The organism is Massilia norwichensis, assembly GCF_024753245.1.
GTDB classification, from domain to species: Bacteria; Pseudomonadota; Gammaproteobacteria; order Burkholderiales; family Burkholderiaceae_D; genus Telluria; species Telluria norwichensis.
Genome location: NZ_JANUGX010000011.1, coordinates 122,326 through 137,782, shown reverse-complemented (window position 1 = coordinate 137,782; position 15,457 = coordinate 122,326). Strand labels below are relative to the sequence as shown.

Here is a 15,457-nt window from a genome sequence, read left to right as displayed (position 1 = left end):
TCAGGAGACCGCGCGCAACTCCGGCCATGGACCCTGCACCACCGACAGCTCCACGTTGCCGGCGCGCCAGGCAGCCTCGATGTCCTGCTCGATCTGCTCCATGCTCATGCTGTGATTGCCGGTCAGGCGCTGCACGCCGTAGGCGCGGTTGCGGCCATGGCCCTTGGCCAGGTAGAGCGCCATGTCGACCAGGTTGACGGCGCGTTCCCAGGACATCGTCTTGCCGCCGGGCGCCAGCGGGAAGGGCGCGAAGCCGATCGAGACGTTCACCGACAGCGTCGTGCCCTGGTACTCGATGGTGCGGGCGGGGATGCCGTTCAGCAGGCGGCGCGCCACGTCGTCCAGGCTGCTGCGCGGGACCGCCGGCAGGAAGGCCAGGAATTCCTCGCCGCCCCAGCGCACGATCATGTCGGTTTCGCGCAGGATTTCGCGCAAGGCGTCCGAGATCTCGCGCAGCACCGCGTCGCCGGCGCCGTGGCCGTAGGTGTCGTTGATGTGCTTGAAGTGGTCGACGTCCATCAGGTAGAGCGCGCTGACCGTCTCTTCGTTCGCGGCGGCTTGTGCGATGCCTTCCTGGCCGCGCATGAATTCCTGGAAGTGGCGGCGGTTGTACAGGGCGGTCAGCGGGTCGCGCGCGCTCTGCTGCTTGAGCTCCAGGTTCTTTTCCTCGAGCTGGGCATTGGTCTGGCGCACCTTGCGGTACAGGAAGGAGACGATCACCGCCGACAGCGCGAACACCAGCGCCAGCAGCCACCAGATGCGCTGCTGCAGGCGACGGTTGTCGAGTTCGGTGCTCTTGACCTGGTTTTCCTGGCGCAGCAGCGCGATCTGGCGCTGGCGCTTGTCGGCCTCGTACTTTTCCTGCAGTTCCATCACGGCCTTCTGGCGGCGCGTCTCGAACAGCTCGTTCGACAGCGTGCGCTCGCGGTGGTAGGCCTGCAGGGCACCCGTCAGGTCGCCGGCATGCTCGAGCGCTTCGCCGTATTCGGCCAGGACCGCCTGCAGATCCGGCTTGTTGCCCGACTTCTCGTACCAGGCCATGCCCTCTTCGAAGCTCTTCTTGCCATCGGCCATGCGGCCCATCGCCAGGTACACCTGGCCGATGTTCACGCGTGCGGTCGCGATCGAACTCTCGTCGTTGATCACCTGCGCCTGTTCCAGCGCCTGCTGGGCGGTGGCCAGGGCGTTGCGGTAATCCTTCAGCTTCAGGTAGCAATCCGACAGGTTGACCAGCGAGATGGCGATCATCGGGCCGGCGTCGATCTTGCGTTCCAGTTCGACGGCGGCCTGCAGGGCCTTCAGGCCGCGCTGCACCTGGCCGGAATCGATCGCCAGCGCGTACTCGGTATTCTTCAGCATCGCCATGCGGCCCGGCGAATCGAGGCTTTTCGCGGCCCGGTAGGCCTCTTCCAGCGTGTCGAAGCCCTTGTCGTGCTCGCGCATCTGGTTGTACAGGTAGGCCAGCGCATTGAGGGCGATCGCGATCAGTTTCGGATGGTCGCTTTGGCGCGCCAGCGTGGCCGCAGCCTGCAGCTTGCTCAGCGCCATCGGGAAATTACCTTCCTCGGCATAGGACTGGCCGGAGCTGATCGTCACCCGCACCCGCAAGGCCATGTTGGGCTGTTCGTTGCCAGCTTTTCCGCCTGCCAGACCAGTTCGTGCGACTGCAGCCGCTCATTCATGCTGAACAGCACATAAGCCTTGGTCAGCATGCCCAGCGCGATGGTCGTGTTGTCGCCATGCTGCCGGCCGAGTTCGATCAGTTCATCGCACAGCTTGCTCGCCAGCGCATGGTGACCGAGGCTGTCATGGGTATTGCAGGCCAGAGCGAGATAATGCGCCCGTTCGGCCAGCGGTGCGGCGCGGCTTTCCTGCTCTACCTGGGCTAACTGGGGCAGGGCGCGCAAGGGGGTGAAACGGCTGACGTCCTCGATCGCGTCGAGGCGCTGGGCGAGCGGCAAGGGGGCATCGGCCAGGGCCAGACTGGAGGCCATTGAAAGCGCCGCCAGCAGCGCGCGGCTGCGGTGCTTGTGCGATGCGCGATAGTGGCCTGCCAACATAGTTCCCCAAGGACTGTCGATTGCGTCCCACCGGGGACTCAACCAAGTATTGTACGCCGCTTGCTGCAGAGAAATACATCTTTTCCAAGGTATATGCGAAAAAGATACAGATGTATTCCTGGAACTTATAGGCTGTATAGTCAGGCGCTATTCGCTTTTCGAAACCGCAAGTTGTTGCAGCAGATAGAGGCGCTGATACAGGCCGCCCTCGATGCGCATCAGGTCTTCATGGCTGCCGGCTTCGCTGATGCGGCCATGGTTCAGCACGATGATGCGGTCGGCGTCGCGGATCGTCGACAGGCGGTGCGCGATGGCGATCACGGTGACCTTGCCGCGCAGGCCGACCACGGCCTGCTGCACGATCTGCTCGGTCTGGCTGTCGATGCGCGAGGTGGCTTCGTCGAGCAGCAGGATGCGCGGCTTGCCGGCCAGGGCGCGGGCGATCGCGATCAGCTGCTTCTGGCCGGAAGACAGGCGCGAACCGCCTTCGCCGAGCGGTGTGTCGTAGCCTTGTTCCAGCGCCGCGATGAAGTCGTGGGCGTGGGCCGCGCGCGCTGCCGCTTCGATGGCGTCCTGCGGCAGGCCGCGTCCCATGTCGATATTCTCGCGCGCCGATGCCGCCAGCAGGAAGGGATCCTGGGGCACCAGGCCGACTTCATTGCGGAAGCGCTCGTTGGCGATGCCGGCCAGCGGCTCGCCGTGGATCTCGATGCTGCCCTGCTGGACCGGGTAGTAGCGCAGCAGCAGCGACAGCAGGGTCGACTTGCCGCTGCCGGTGTGGCCGACGATGCCAAAGAAGGCGCCCTGCGGGATCTCGAGCGACAGGTGGTGCAGCACGGTGACGCCATCGACGTAGCCGAAACTCAGGTCGCGCACCCGTACCGCCGGCGCATTGGGGTCGTCGACCGGGGTGTCGGCTGGCCGGCCGCCGCTGCCGCTGCGCATGCCGTGTTCGGGCGCATTCGCTTCGTCGAGCAGGGTCGCCACGCGCGCGGTCGCCACCACCGCCTGCTGCAGGCCGCTGAACTGCATCGTGATCTGGATGAGGGGTTCGACCACCCGCGCGATATAGCTGATGAAGGCGTACAGCACCCCGACCTCGACCGCGCCCATGCTCTGGCGGCCGAAGCTGAAGATCACCACCGCCAGCAGGATCACGTTGAGGAAGTCGAGCGCGGGGCGCAGCAGGAAGGCGTTGGCGCGCAGTTCGGCCACGCGCGCCGTGTAATGCTGGTCGTTGGTGGCTTTGAACCGCTCGCCGAAGCGGTGCTGGGCATTGTTCGCCTGCAGCACGCTCATGCCGCCGATCGATTCCGCCATCTGGGCGTTGATGTCGCTGCGCAGGGCGCGGGCGCGGGTGACGGCCGGCGCGGACAGGCGCTGGTACAGCCAGATGATGCCCAGCACGGCCGGCAGCAGGGCCAGCACGATCAGCATCAGGTGCCAGTCCAGCCAGGCCATCGCGATCGAGGTCCCGACCAGCACGATGGTGGAGTCGAGGATCACGAACAGCACCTGGATGTACAGGGTTTTGACGGCCTCGGTGTCGTTGGTGACGCGGCTCACCAGCTGGCCGGTGATGGCGCGGTCGAAGAAGGCCATCGGCAGGCGCAGCACGTGGCCGTAGACCCATTCGCGCAGGCGCTGCACCGAACGCATCGCCAGGCCGGACAGGCGTACCAGCTGCAGGAAACGGATCCACGATGCCGCCCAGCCGGTCACCAGCACGCCGCCCAGCAGCAGGGCCACGCGGGTCCAGTCCAGGTGATGCGGCAGCAGGTGTTCGTCGATCAGCTTCTTGCCCAGCAGCGGCCCGAGCACTTCGAGCGCCGCCGCCAGGATCAGCCAGCCGGTGGCCCAGCCCAGGTGAGCGCGGTCCGGGTGCGCGGCGCGGCGCAGCAGGCCGGCCGCTTGCCTGGCCTGGGCCGGCGTGGTTTTCTCTTTAGACTGCATCGAGGCTGGCCTCCAGTTGTTGATAGCGCCACTGGCTGGCATACCAGCCGTCGCGCGCGAGCAGGGCCTCGTGGGTGCCGGATTCGGCGATGCGGCCATCCTTCAGCACGACGATGAGGTCGGCCTTGACCACGGCCGACAGGCGGTGGCTGGCGATCACCGCCGACAGTTCCGGGCGGTTCACGCGCAGCTCGTCGAGGTGTTCGAGGATGCGGGTTTCGGTGCCGGTGTCCACCGCGGACAGCGCGTCGTCCAGCAGCAGCAGCGGGCTTTGCGCCAGCAGCGCGCGCGCGATCGCCACGCGCTGGCGCTGGCCGCCGGACAGGGTGATGCCTTTTTCGCCGACCGGGGTGTCGTAGCCGTCCGGGAAGCGCAGGATGTCGTCGTGGATGTCGGCCATTTTCGCCGCATGCTCGATCTCGGTACGCGACGCGCCCGGATAGCCGAGGGCGATGTTCTCGGCAATCGACGCCGAGAACAGGAAGGATTCCTGCGGCACCCAGCTGATCCCGGCGCGCAGCGTGGCGAGCGTGTATTCGTCGAGGCGGTGCCCGCCCCAGGTCACCAGTCCGTGCTGGGGCTCGGCCTGGCGCAGCAGCACGCGCAGCAGGGTCGACTTGCCGGCGCCGGTGGCGCCGACCAGGCCCAGGGTTTGGCCCGGCTGCAGGCTGACCGAGACCTGCTTCAGGGCCGGTGTCTGCTGGCCGGTATAGGCGAAGCTGACATCGCGCAGCTCCAGCGGGCCGCGCCGCAGCTGGGCGATGGTGCCGTGGTCGTCGATGGTGAGCGGGGCGTCCAGCAGCGGCTGCAGGCGCGCCAGCGCGGCGCGTCCGCGTTCGATCAGGGACAGCACCCAGCCGGCCGCGAACATCGGCCAGATCAGCTGCCCGAGGTACATCGTGAAGCTGGTCAGCGAACCGATGGTGAGCTGGCCGTTCCACACCAGGTAGCCGCCCAGGCCCAGGGTCAGGCCGGTGGCGGCGGTGAGGGTCAGGCCGACCGCCGGCTCGTAGGCCGCTTCCCACTTTTGCGCCGTCAGGCTGGCATCGGCCGCGCGCGCGGCCAGTTCGCCAAACTGTTTCGCGCTGCGCTGCTCGAGGCCGAGGGCGCGCAGGGTGCGCACGCCGGACAGCGTTTCCTGCACGTGGTCGTTGAGCGCCGAAAAGCGCTTCAGGGAATCGCTGGAGGCGGTATGGATATGGCTCGAGATATGCCAGAAGGCCAGCGCCATCAGCGGGAAGGGCAGCAGGGCGATCAGGGTCAGGCGCCAGTCGACGCCGAGGAACATGATGCCGAGCACCATGACCAGGGTCAGGGTGCCGTCGAAGCCGGCCAGCATCGCTTCGCCGGCGGCCTGCTCGATGGCGTCGATGTCGTTGGTGGCGAGCGCCATCAGGTCGCCGGTGCGCTGGCGTTGGTAGAAGGCCGGGCCCTGGTTGGAGAGCCGGGCGTACAGCCGGGTGCGCAGTTCGACGCCGAGCCGGTAGGCGGCCGAATACAGGCGCAGGCGCCAGGCCACGCGCAGCACGTAGATCGCCAGGCCCAGGCCGAGCAGCTGCAGCAGCTGGATGGTGAGGTCGTGACCTTGCAGGCGGTGCGCCGCGAGGGCGTCGATGGTGGCGCCGACCTTGCGCGGCACCAGCACCGAGCACAGGGCGACGCCGAACAGCATCACCGCCGACGACGCGTACGAACGCCAATGCCGGCGCACGAAGCCGCCGATCAGCCTAGCCAAACCCATTGCGTGTCCTGTTCTTCGTTCGTGTTGCGAGGACCGCTACTGTACTATTTTTGCCAGGCTGCTGCAGGCGGAGCGGGCGCGGCGTGCCCGCTTATTTCTTGCGCGATGCGCGCGATGCCTTCGGTGGCGTGACTTGCGGCGTAACCGGCGGCAGTTCGACCTGGCTTTCGGCCTGGAGCGGCAGCGTGGAAGCCAGCGGATGCTCGGCGCCGGCCGGCTTCGGCGCGACTTCGTTCAGGGCCTTGGCCAGCGCGGTCGGCGCGGCCGGCGGAACGTCGTCGGCAATCGCCGTTTCGATGGCGGCTTCGAAGGCTGCCAGCTGTGCTTCGTCCTGTGCCGGTGCGGCTTCGGCTTCGGCTACCGGCGCGACTACAGCTTCGGTTACCGGTGCAGCTGCCGCTTCGGCGACCGCTGCAGCTTCAGGCTGCGCTACGCCATGGCTGCCGGCATCGATCGCGGCTTCAGCCAGCGCGGCGCCGGTGTCGACGGCGGCGGCAGTGATCTCGCCGGTGATCGTGGTGGCGGCGTCGGCGGCGATCGAGGCCTGCTCGACGATCTGGGTGTAGGAGGTCGGCACATTGGCGGTCGGCGCCGGTGTGGCCAGCAGCGGCATCGTTACCGGCGCCGGCAGGGTGCGCAGGCCGGCGGCAAAGCCGAACAGCTCGCGGCCATAGGAGAACAGGGCATGCCACTGGCCCTGGGCGGCGGAGTCGAGGGCGAACAGGTCGCGCGGTTCGCGCGCATCGAGCAGGCGCCTGAAGGTGCCCGTGGCCTGCTCCAGCGAGGCGCGCGAGGCGCGCATGTTCAGGGCGGCGAGCTGGCCGGCGCTGTCGAGCGCGCGGGTGGTCAAGGTGCGGAAGATGTCGAGCTGGGCCTCGAACTGGGCCTGGCGGACGGCGGACAACTGGTCGGAAAATTGGGTCATCGGAATCCCTTTATTCAGTTATGACGCACTGCAATAAGAGGCTAGTGTAAAGCCGTTCAGCAGGCTTGGAAAGCACTATTTATGTTGTTTATGCAACGAAATATTGCGATGTAGCATGAATAAAAAATCAGCAGCATCCGCAGTACAATGGGTCGTCCTCATCAGGAGAAAACGTATGGATTTTGTCATCCGTAACGCCAGCCTGGCCGACGGCCGCCACGGCGTCGACATCGCCATCGAAGGCGAGCGCATCGCCGCGGTCGGCGCCAATTTGCCGGCGCGCGGCGTGCGCGAGATCGATGCCGGCGGCGACCTGGTCAGCCCGCCTTTCGTCGATGCCCATTTCCATATGGACGCCACCCTCAGCTACGGCCTGCCGCGCGTGAACGAATCCGGCACCCTGCTGGAAGGGATCGCGCTGTGGGGCGAACTCAAGCCCCAGCTGGCGCAGGAAGCGCTGATCGAACGCGCGATGCAGTACTGCGACTGGGCGGTGGCGCGCGGTCTGCTGGCGATCCGCACCCACGTCGACGTCTGCGACGACCGGCTGCTGGCGGTCGAAGCCCTGCTCGAGGTCAAGCGCCGGGTGGCGCCTTACATCGACCTGCAACTGGTGGCCTTCCCGCAGGATGGCCTGCTGCGCAGCGCCGGTGCCTTCGACAACCTCAAACGCGCGATCGCGATGGGCGTGGACGTGGTCGGCGGCATCCCGCACTTCGAGCGCACCATGGCGCAGGGCGCGGAGTCGGTGCGCCTGCTGTGCGAGTTCGCGGCGGACAAGGGCCTGATGGTCGACCTGCATTGCGACGAAACCGACGATCCGCTGTCGCGCCACATCGAGACCCTGGCTTACGAGACCCAGCGCCTGGGCCTGCAGGGCAGGAGCACCGGCTCGCACCTGACCTCCATGCATTCGATGGACAACTACTATGTCAGCAAGCTGATTCCCCTGATTGCCGAAGCGGGCGTGGCGGCGATCGCCAATCCGCTGATTAACATTACCCTGCAGGGCCGCCACGACAGCTATCCGAAGCGGCGCGGCATGACCCGCGTGCCGGAGCTGCTGGCGGCCGGGGTGCCGGTCGCCTTCGGCCACGACTGCGTGATGGACCCGTGGTACGGGCTCGGTTCCGGCGACATGCTGGAGGTCGCGCACATGGGCCTGCACGTGGCCCAGATGACGGGCCAGGCCGCGATGCGCCAGTGCTTCCTGGCCGTGACCGAGACCCCGGCGCGCATCCTCGGCCTGCAGGACTACGGCATTGCGCCGGGTTGCCATGCCGATCTGGTGCTGCTCGATGCCGGCGGTCCGGTCGAGGCGATCCGCCTGCGCGCCGCCCGCCGCCTGGTGATGCGGCGCGGCCAAGTCGTCAGCGAGGCGCCACCCATGCGTGCGAGCCTGCAACTGCCGGGCCGGCCCGAAAGCGTCGATTTTCGCTTGACCCGCAAAGAGTAGGAATGTTAGCCAGTTTTTGCCTATACAAGTCAACACAGGAGAAAATACGTAAACAGCGCAAACGCACATGCTAAATCTTCGGAAAAGGTTGCTTACCGTAACTCAATTTCCATGTGTAAATGTGGTTACATTTTTCTCTAGCCGCGCGGACAATTCCCGGTTTAGAATCTTGCGCTTTCGTTACACTTAAGCAGGCTCAGCAGTGAGAGACATCCAGATCCGACCAGCGCGCGACGCCGACTTCAACGCCATGTGGACCATCTTCCAGGCCCACGTCGCCACGGGCGAGACCTTCGCCCACGGCGGCGCGACCAGCCGCGAAGCCAGCCATGAATACTGGTTCGCGCCGAGCGCGACGACTTTCGTGGCCGTGAAGGGGGAGGAGCGGGTGCTCGGGATGTACAAGCTGCAGCCGACCCATCCCGGGCGCGGCAACCACGTGGCCGGGGCCTGCTACATGGTGAGTCCGAACGCGCAGGGCGTGGGCGTGGGGCGCATGCTGGGGGAGCACAGCATCGAGGAAGCGCGCCGCCAGCGCTATCTGGCGATGCAGTTCGATTACGTGGTCAGCACCAATAGTCCCGCGATCAACCTGTGGAAGCGGCTCGGCTTTTCGATCGTCGGCACCCTGCCCAAGGCTTACCGGCATCGCCGGCTGGGCTATGTCGACGCCTATGTGATGTACAAATTACTGGAAGACCCGGCGCGCTGGGAGCTTCCGGAGGAAGACTGAACCCGTGCAGATTGCCGAGACAGCGCGCCTGCGGGTGCGCACCGCCAGGCTCGAAGACCATGTCTTCTTTTACGACCTGGTCAACGACCCGGCCTTCGTCCAGCACATCGGCGACAAGGGTGTGCGCACGCCGGAAGACGCCATCGAGGCCCTGCGCACCGGGCCGCTCGCGATGCAGGAAGAGCGCGGCCACTCGCTGTACGTGGTCGAACTGCGCGACGGCGCGATCCCGATCGGCATGTGCGGCCTGATCAAGCGCGACACGCTGGACGGCATCGACATCGGCTACGCCTACCTGCCCGCATGGCGCGGCCAGGGCTATGCCTACGAAGCCGCGCAGGCGGTGATCGCGTATGCGCCGACGCTGGGCATCCGCACGCTGCTGGCGATCACCTCGCCCAACAACCTCGCCTCCAACGGCCTGCTGCGCAAGCTGGGCATGCGCTTCGTGAAGTTCACGCACCTGGTGCCGGACGATGCCGGCTCCAATCTCTACAGCATGGAGCTCTAGTTGTCATTCCAGGCACTGCCCGAAATGACCCCCCGCGCTTAATTACGTCATCCCCGCGCAGGCGGGGATCCAAGTCACTGCTTCGTACTCCCCCAAGGGAAGAACCAGAGCAAAGGCTTCTCGACCCGCGCCGCCCACGATGTCTCGTTGTGGCGCGCACCCTCGGCCTTGAAGAACAACAGGTCCTCGTTCTCGCGATAGCCCTTGGCGCGCATCGCTTCGAGCATCCTGGTGGTCTCGGGCAGGCCGTCGTCGACGGTGCCGGCGTCGAGGTAGAACTTGACCGGCACGCGCGCCGGCAGCTTCGCGATCATGGCGCCGTTGTTCCACCAGAAGGAGCTGGATACGCCGCCCGCCTTCGAGAAGATGTCCGGATAGCGCTGCGCGATCGCGACCGAGGCGATGCCGCCCAGGGACGAGCCCATGATCGCGGTGTTCTCCTTGCCCGAGAGGGTGCGGTAGGTGCGGTCGATGTAGGGCTTCACGGTGTCGACGACGAAGGCGCCATAGGCATCCAGCTTGCCGCCGCCGTATTTCGGGTCGCAGCAGGGCGTGTACTCGGCGATGCGTTCCGGCGTGTTGTCGATGCCGACCACGATCGCTTCCTCGGCCTTGCCCATCGCGATCAGGCGGTTCATGGTCTCGTCGATACCCCATTCGACGCCATAAGCCGCGGTCCTGGCATCGAACAGGTTCTGGCCATCGTGCATGTAGAGCACCGGATAGCGCTTGGCCGGATTTTCCGCATAGCTGGGCGGCAGCCAGATACGCAGCGCGCGCTTGTTGTTCAGCTGGGGCGAAGCGAAATCCTTCACGATCGTCAGCTTGCCGAAGGGCGCGCCGAAGAAGGGATAGATGTCGACCGTGCTGCCCGCCGCCAGTGTATAAGCACCGCCGATCGAGATCTTTTCCTCGCCCAGCGTCGGCTTCATCTGCACCTCGCCCAGTTCGTCGGGCCAGGTATAGGTCCAGACGTTGACCGGGCCTTCGGGGCGCTGGGCCGGCACGCCCTTGGACCAGCTCATCGGGCCTTTGTTACCGATGATGCCGATGCCTTCCTTGCCGGCCGGGTAGTGGACCCGCACCGTGGTGGCGCCGGCCTGCTGGGCGGTCAACGCAGTCAGCGCCAGCAGGGCGCCGAGTGCGGCGATGGTTGTCGTGCGTCGTTTCATGCTCGTCCTGGTTCAGCGCACGCGCAGCAGGCGCACGCCATAGATGTCGAAGCGGTTGGATGGTCCTTCGAGGCCGCCGGCCGCGCTGAAGCTGCTGTTGCTCTGCAGGTAGCTCATGTTGAAGAAGTCGCTCATCTCGATCCGGTACGAACGGCCTGCCTGCAAGGCTGCCGCCAGCGGGGTCGAATACACAATCGGCGTATGCGCCTTCTCGATGCGCGCGTGCGGCAGCTGCACCACGCCCTGCGCGACGATGGCGCCCGACGCATCCTTCACCGCCAGCCATTTTACGCCACCGCTGATGCCCAGGTTGATCTGGTTGGCGCCGTTGTGGTAGCGGACCTGCACGGCGTAGTTGCCGGCACTTGGCACCTTGATAGCGCCGACTTCGAAGCGGTCCTGCGGCTTGCCCCAGTTGGCCAGGTGCGGTTCGTCGAAGCGCGGCGAGGGGGCGGCCAGCGGCAGATCCGCGCGCACGCGCGCATCGGTCACCGGGATCTCGATGCCGGCATCCACGCAGCGCGGACGGCTGTGGTGGCTGCGGTTGCCCGAGCTGCCGAATGCTGCTTCGACCGCGTAGCAGGCGGTGCTCGTGGCCTGGCGATCGGTCCAGGCGCCGGCCGGCAGCCTGGCGGCCACCAGCTTGCCGTCGCGGTAGATGTTGTAGTGGACGCCGGCGCTGTCCCTGGCTGCGATGTCGAGCGTGACGCCGCCGGCGCCGCGCTGCAAAGTCGCGATCGCCGGTTCGCGCGGGCTGAACACGGCCGGCGATTCGACGTAGGGGTCGGCGTTCACGCGACGGATCGCCTGGTCGCCGACCTCGAGTTTGCCCAGCACGATCTCGATCTGGTTCTGGGGCGCCAGCTCGGTCCACTTGATGGCGCTGCCTGCCGGCTTGCCGTTCACCAGAATGCGCTCGACCGCATACATGCCCTCGGCGCCCTGGCCGGCAAGCGCGGGCAGGCGCAGTTTGATGTCCAGGGTGCGGCCCTGCAGGCGCAGGTTGTTCAGCGCGAGCTCGTTGGAAGCCGCGAACACGCCGCCGCGCAGCTTGGCCGTCACGAAGGGGTGCAGGGCGATGCCATCGTTGGTCGCCGAGACCCCGAACACATTGCGCACCACCATGCCGAGATAGGCGCCGACCGACCACAGCTGGCGCTTCGAATTGATGACCGGCCCGATCAGCTCGGGGTGGGCCTCGTCCAGCAGCACGGACTGGCCGGACAGCCACTCCAGGTTCTCCATGTTCGACAGGTTCAGCGCCGCGCCGCGCATCAGCGAGTCGTAGGCGGCATCGGCGACCGCCACGTTGCGCCCCGCCACCGCGGCACGCAGGCCATAGCCGGTCACGAAGGGCCACATCGCACGGTTGTGATAGACCGGCATGCCGGGCTGCTGCGGCCAGATCACCGGCGCGCCCATCGGGCCGTGCGGATAGCTGGCCAGGATGCGGCGTGCGCGCTTGTCGTCGGCGACGCCGGTGACGATGGCGAGCGCCTGCCCGAGCCAGTCGAACTTGTGCATCGGCGCGCCGTCGAAGTGGGCGGCGGTGAGGCTGCTGTACATGCCGGCGTCTTCGAGCCACAGGCGCTGGTTGATGGCGCGCTTCAGGTCGCGCGCCCATCCTTCATAGCGTTTCGCACGCGCGCCATCTCCCTGTTCGCGCGCCAGCATCGCGGCCAAACTGAGTGCCTTGTAGTGGCCGACGTTGGTCGACAGCGCCCTGGACGAAGCCATCGAGGCCAGGTCGTCCGGGATCCAGGCCGCGTAGCTCTGGTCGCGCCAGTCGAGGAAGGATTCTTCGCCGGTGTACAGGCCGGATGGCTTGTCGAAGGCGGCGATGCGGTCGTTGTCGATCGTATTCGCCAAGGCTTTTAGCGCCGTCGTCGCGAACGCCTGGCGCTCGGCCGCCGGCAGCGATTTCAGCGTTTCCTCGGCGGCGAAGGCCCAAGTGATGCGGTCGGTGCTGACCGGCCAGCTGCCACCGCTGCCGGTGTCCTGTACGATCTGCAGGCCATCCGGCGTGCCTTTGACCTGCGGCGCCGGCGTCACGCCTTCGCGCCAGCCCGACAGTTTGAAGAGCAGCGAATTGCGCACCCGCTGCGGATCCAGCATCGCCAGGCCCAGGTCGGCCGCATACGAGAGGTCGCGGGTCCAGACGTAATGCCACTTCTCGCCGGTCTCGAAGCAGTCGCAGGGGATGGCCTCGTTGCCGTTGTAGTTACCGTCGCGGATTTCCTTGACCGAGTCCAGGCGCATCTCGTGGGTGGCAAGGGCGAACAGGGCGTCGAAGGCCAGGTTGCCGCTGCGGACCCGGGGCAAGGCGGCATCTTCTTGATAGAGGGCGTATTGCGGGCCGGGGTCGCGCAGCTGCACGGTGGTCGAGTGCGCATAGCTGCGCAGCGGCGCCTGCAGGTCCTGCACCGAGAACCTGGCCGTCTCCTGCTTGCCGTCCCAGGTCGCGAAGCTCAGCGCCGCGCGGGCGGCGGCGTTCGCATGCGGATCGACGGCCGGGCCGCCGGCCGGGGTCTCGACGCGGCTGATGCGCAGCACCGGCTTGCTCGGATCGGACACATCGACGCGGAAGCGGAAGGTCGCGGTCTGCTTGGTGAACAGATAGTCTTCCGGTCCAGCCTCGGTGGCCAGCGGGTAGGCGTTATCCAGCTTCACAGCCACGCTGGCGGCGGGATTCGCGACCCACTCGGCGTTCCAGTCCTTGCTGCCGATCTTGAAGGCGTGGTTGCCGGGGCTGACCAGGATGTCGGTCTCGTAGACGCCCTTGCCTTTGTAGGCGAGCTGGTTGTCGGTGCCCCAGCCGTTGAAGGCGCCGCGTACGTACAGGTCGTAGCGCAGGGGAGGGGCTTCGGCGGCGATGGCGGGGATGGACTGCGCGACAAGGGCCGCGGCGATGGCGAGAATAGTCGGTTTCATATGTCAGATCTCGAGAATGAGCGTGGCTTTGGCCGGCAAGCGGATCTCGTCCTTCAGCGAGTAGGTCTTCCCGCTCAACACGTCGCGGCCCGATTCGACACCCGACAGCATCTCGCGGAAGCGCCCCGCATCCAGCACGGTCTCCTTGTCGTTGGCATTGAAGGCCACCATCACCTTCTTCCGGTCGCTCATTTTGTCCGAATAGCGGAAGTAGACATAGGTATTCTGCTCCGGCCCGTAATGCATCAGCTTCCCGTGATGGATCAGGGGCGTGTTCTTCCGCCAGTTCACCAGCTTGCGCACGAATGCCTGCGCCTCGCGCTGGCGCGGCGTGAGGCCGGCCCCGGTAAAGGCGTTGACTTTGTCGCCGGCCCAGCCGCCCGGGAAGTCGCGGCGGTAGCTGTTGTCGTCGCGCTCCTTGGTGGCGCTGGTCATCAGCAGCTCGTCGCCGGTATAGAAGTGGGGGATGCGCGGCATCGTCATCACGAAGGCGATGTCCATCTTGTAGCGGTCGAAGTCTTCGTTCACCACACTATAGATGCGCGCCATGTCGTGGTTGGCCTCGAACAGCACCAGGCGGCTCGGGTCCGGATACAGATAATCGAGCGACAGCGTCTCGTACACGTCGCTGAAGATGTTCTTGCCCTCTTTGTCGGCCAGTGCGGTGCGCATCGCCTCGGTCAGCGGGAAGTCCATCATGCTCGGCATCGAGCTGACATAGCCGTCGAAGTTGACTTTGCCGCGCTGCCAGTGCGAGACCACCGCCGGCAGCTTGCTCCATTCCTCGCCCACCATGTTCAGCTTCGGATATTCCGCCATCAGGCGCTTCGTGTACTCGGTCAGGAAGGCGCCGTCGGAATAGCCGAAGGTGTCGATCCGCAGGCCGGACAGGCCGGCGTACTCGATCCACCAGATATTGTTCTGGATGAGGTAGTTCGCCACCAGCGGGTTGGTCTGGTTCATGTCCGGCATGCCCGGGCTGAACCAGCCGGTGGTGAAGTTGCTGGCGTCTTCCTTCGACGCGTACGGATCCTGCACCGCGGTGCGGTGGTGGGACGTGCCGACGAACTTGCCCGGATGGTTGATCCAGTCTGGCGTCGGCAGGTCCTTCATCCACCAGTGGTTCTTGCCGATGTGCGAGAGCACCACGTCCTGGATCAGGCCGATGCCATGCTTCTTCGCTTCCTTCGACAGGCGCACATAGTCTTCGTTGCTGCCGTAGCGCGGATCGATCTTGTAATGGTCGGTGGCGGCGTAGCCGTGGTAGGAGGCGGCCGGCATGTCGTTCTCGACCAGCGGCGTCGGCCACAGCTGGGTGAAGCCCATGCCGGCGATGTAGTCGAGGTGGTCGATCATGCCCTGGATGTCGCCGCCGTGGCGGCCGTGGCCCAGCTTGCGGTCCAACTTGTCGGCCAGGCCGGCGACGCTGTCGTTCCTGGTATCGCCGTTGGCGAAGCGGTCCGGCATCAACTGATAGATAGCGTCCTGGGTGTCGAAGCCCTTGCGCTGGCGCGATCCGGCCTCGCGCGCTAGCAGGCGATAGCTATAACTGGTGGAGCGCGCGGCGGCCTCGCCCTTGCCGCGGAAGTCGATGCGCACATCGCCCGGCGCGGCCTTGCCGTCGACGACCAGGTCGATGAACACGTAGTTACGGTTGGCGACCCGCGTCACCTGGGCGATGCGCACACCCGGATAGTCCAGCGCCGGTTCGAGCTCGGCGATGGCGGGGCCGTGCACCATCAGTTGCAGGCGCTGGTCCTGCATGCCGGTCCACCAGAACGGCGGCTCGACGTGGTCGATGGCAGGGGCTTGAGCGTGCGCTGCGCCGGCGGCGAGGAGGGCGGTACCGATGAGGAGGCTGGCGAGGGTGCGGCGGAAGGGGGCGGGCATGGAAGGTCTCCGTAAGTAGTGCAACTACATCGGCTGACGGACAAGGTTGTCCTGCAAAATATGCCGGAGTTGCATTGTTGCCCAG

At 66.2% G+C, this 15,457-nt stretch carries 11 protein-coding genes; 3 read left to right on the top strand and 8 right to left on the bottom strand.

The window, feature by feature from the left end; genetic code table 11:
* The 5 genes from NX782_RS11460 to NX782_RS11440 all read right to left on the bottom strand — a co-directional run bounded on the left by NX782_RS11460 (window position 1) and on the right by NX782_RS11440 (window position 6,679).
* Window positions 1-1,614 carry a tetratricopeptide repeat-containing diguanylate cyclase gene (locus tag NX782_RS11460; protein ID WP_258845581.1) on the bottom strand — a complete coding sequence of 538 codons (1,614 nt, stop codon included), beginning with the start codon at window positions 1,612-1,614 and terminating at the stop codon, window positions 1-3.
* A complete protein-coding gene (locus tag NX782_RS11455) occupies window positions 1,593-2,060 on the bottom strand; it encodes a hypothetical protein (RefSeq protein ID WP_258845580.1) in 468 nt (155 codons plus the stop codon). The genes NX782_RS11460 and NX782_RS11455 overlap by 22 nt, the downstream gene beginning before the upstream one ends.
* Window positions 2,061-2,207: 147 nt before the next feature.
* Window positions 2,208-4,013 carry an ABC transporter ATP-binding protein gene (locus NX782_RS11450; protein ID WP_258845579.1) on the bottom strand — a complete coding sequence of 602 codons (1,806 nt, stop codon included), beginning with the start codon at window positions 4,011-4,013 and terminating at the stop codon, window positions 2,208-2,210.
* Window positions 4,003-5,754 (bottom strand): ABC transporter ATP-binding protein, encoded by a 1,752-nt coding sequence (locus NX782_RS11445; RefSeq protein ID WP_258845578.1) that lies wholly within the window; start codon window positions 5,752-5,754, stop codon window positions 4,003-4,005. The genes NX782_RS11450 and NX782_RS11445 overlap by 11 nt, the downstream gene beginning before the upstream one ends.
* A 91-nt stretch (window positions 5,755-5,845) precedes the next feature.
* Window positions 5,846-6,679, bottom strand: a complete 834-nt coding sequence (locus tag NX782_RS11440) for a phasin family protein (RefSeq protein ID WP_258845577.1) — start codon at window positions 6,677-6,679, stop codon at window positions 5,846-5,848.
* A gap of 175 nt (window positions 6,680-6,854) precedes the next feature.
* Between NX782_RS11440 and NX782_RS11435 the strand changes: the two genes are divergently transcribed.
* The 3 genes from NX782_RS11435 (at window position 6,855) to NX782_RS11425 (ending at window position 9,379) form a co-directional block, all read left to right on the top strand.
* On the top strand, window positions 6,855-8,135 hold the full coding sequence (locus tag NX782_RS11435; protein WP_258845576.1) for an amidohydrolase family protein: 1,281 nt from the start codon (window positions 6,855-6,857) through the stop codon (window positions 8,133-8,135).
* Window positions 8,136-8,337: 202 nt separating this feature from the next.
* Window positions 8,338-8,868: a GNAT family N-acetyltransferase gene (locus NX782_RS11430; RefSeq protein ID WP_258845575.1), complete on the top strand. Its 531-nt coding sequence runs from the start codon at window positions 8,338-8,340 to the stop codon at window positions 8,866-8,868.
* A gap of 4 nt (window positions 8,869-8,872) precedes the next feature.
* Window positions 8,873-9,379 (top strand): GNAT family N-acetyltransferase, encoded by a 507-nt coding sequence (locus NX782_RS11425; protein WP_258845574.1) that lies wholly within the window; start codon window positions 8,873-8,875, stop codon window positions 9,377-9,379.
* A gap of 74 nt (window positions 9,380-9,453) precedes the next feature.
* Here NX782_RS11425 and NX782_RS11420 read toward each other — a convergent pair whose 3' ends face one another.
* From NX782_RS11420 to NX782_RS11410, 3 genes are read right to left on the bottom strand one after another with little or no spacing between them, the layout of a single operon-like run.
* Window positions 9,454-10,551, bottom strand: a complete 1,098-nt coding sequence (locus tag NX782_RS11420) for an alpha/beta hydrolase (RefSeq protein ID WP_258845573.1) — start codon at window positions 10,549-10,551, stop codon at window positions 9,454-9,456.
* Window positions 10,552-10,563: 12 nt separating this feature from the next.
* Entirely contained in the window at window positions 10,564-13,482 is a 2,919-nt protein-coding gene (locus NX782_RS11415) for an MGH1-like glycoside hydrolase domain-containing protein (protein WP_258845572.1), read from the bottom strand.
* Between the two features lie 3 nt (window positions 13,483-13,485).
* Window positions 13,486-15,372: a glycoside hydrolase family 13 protein gene (locus NX782_RS11410; RefSeq protein WP_258845571.1), complete on the bottom strand. Its 1,887-nt coding sequence runs from the start codon at window positions 15,370-15,372 to the stop codon at window positions 13,486-13,488.
* Window positions 15,373-15,457: the final 85 nt, after the last annotated feature.

What these genes read in the sequence shown, in the direction of transcription:
- NX782_RS11460 (WP_258845581.1), bottom strand. Translation starts at nt 1,614, where the DNA reads ATGGCCTTGCGGGTGCGGGTGACGATCAGCTCCGGCCAGTCCTATGCC.
- NX782_RS11455 (WP_258845580.1), bottom strand. Translation starts at nt 2,060, where the DNA reads ATGTTGGCAGGCCACTATCGCGCATCGCACAAGCACCGCAGCCGCGCG.
- NX782_RS11450 (WP_258845579.1), bottom strand. Translation starts at nt 4,013, where the DNA reads ATGCAGTCTAAAGAGAAAACCACGCCGGCCCAGGCCAGGCAAGCGGCC.
- NX782_RS11445 (WP_258845578.1), bottom strand. Translation starts at nt 5,754, where the DNA reads ATGGGTTTGGCTAGGCTGATCGGCGGCTTCGTGCGCCGGCATTGGCGT.
- NX782_RS11440 (WP_258845577.1), bottom strand. Translation starts at nt 6,679, where the DNA reads ATGACCCAATTTTCCGACCAGTTGTCCGCCGTCCGCCAGGCCCAGTTC.
- NX782_RS11435 (WP_258845576.1), top strand. Translation starts at nt 6,855, where the DNA reads ATGGATTTTGTCATCCGTAACGCCAGCCTGGCCGACGGCCGCCACGGC.
- NX782_RS11420 (WP_258845573.1), bottom strand. Translation starts at nt 10,551, where the DNA reads ATGAAACGACGCACGACAACCATCGCCGCACTCGGCGCCCTGCTGGCG.
- NX782_RS11415 (WP_258845572.1), bottom strand. Translation starts at nt 13,482, where the DNA reads ATGAAACCGACTATTCTCGCCATCGCCGCGGCCCTTGTCGCGCAGTCC.
- NX782_RS11410 (WP_258845571.1), bottom strand. Translation starts at nt 15,372, where the DNA reads ATGCCCGCCCCCTTCCGCCGCACCCTCGCCAGCCTCCTCATCGGTACC.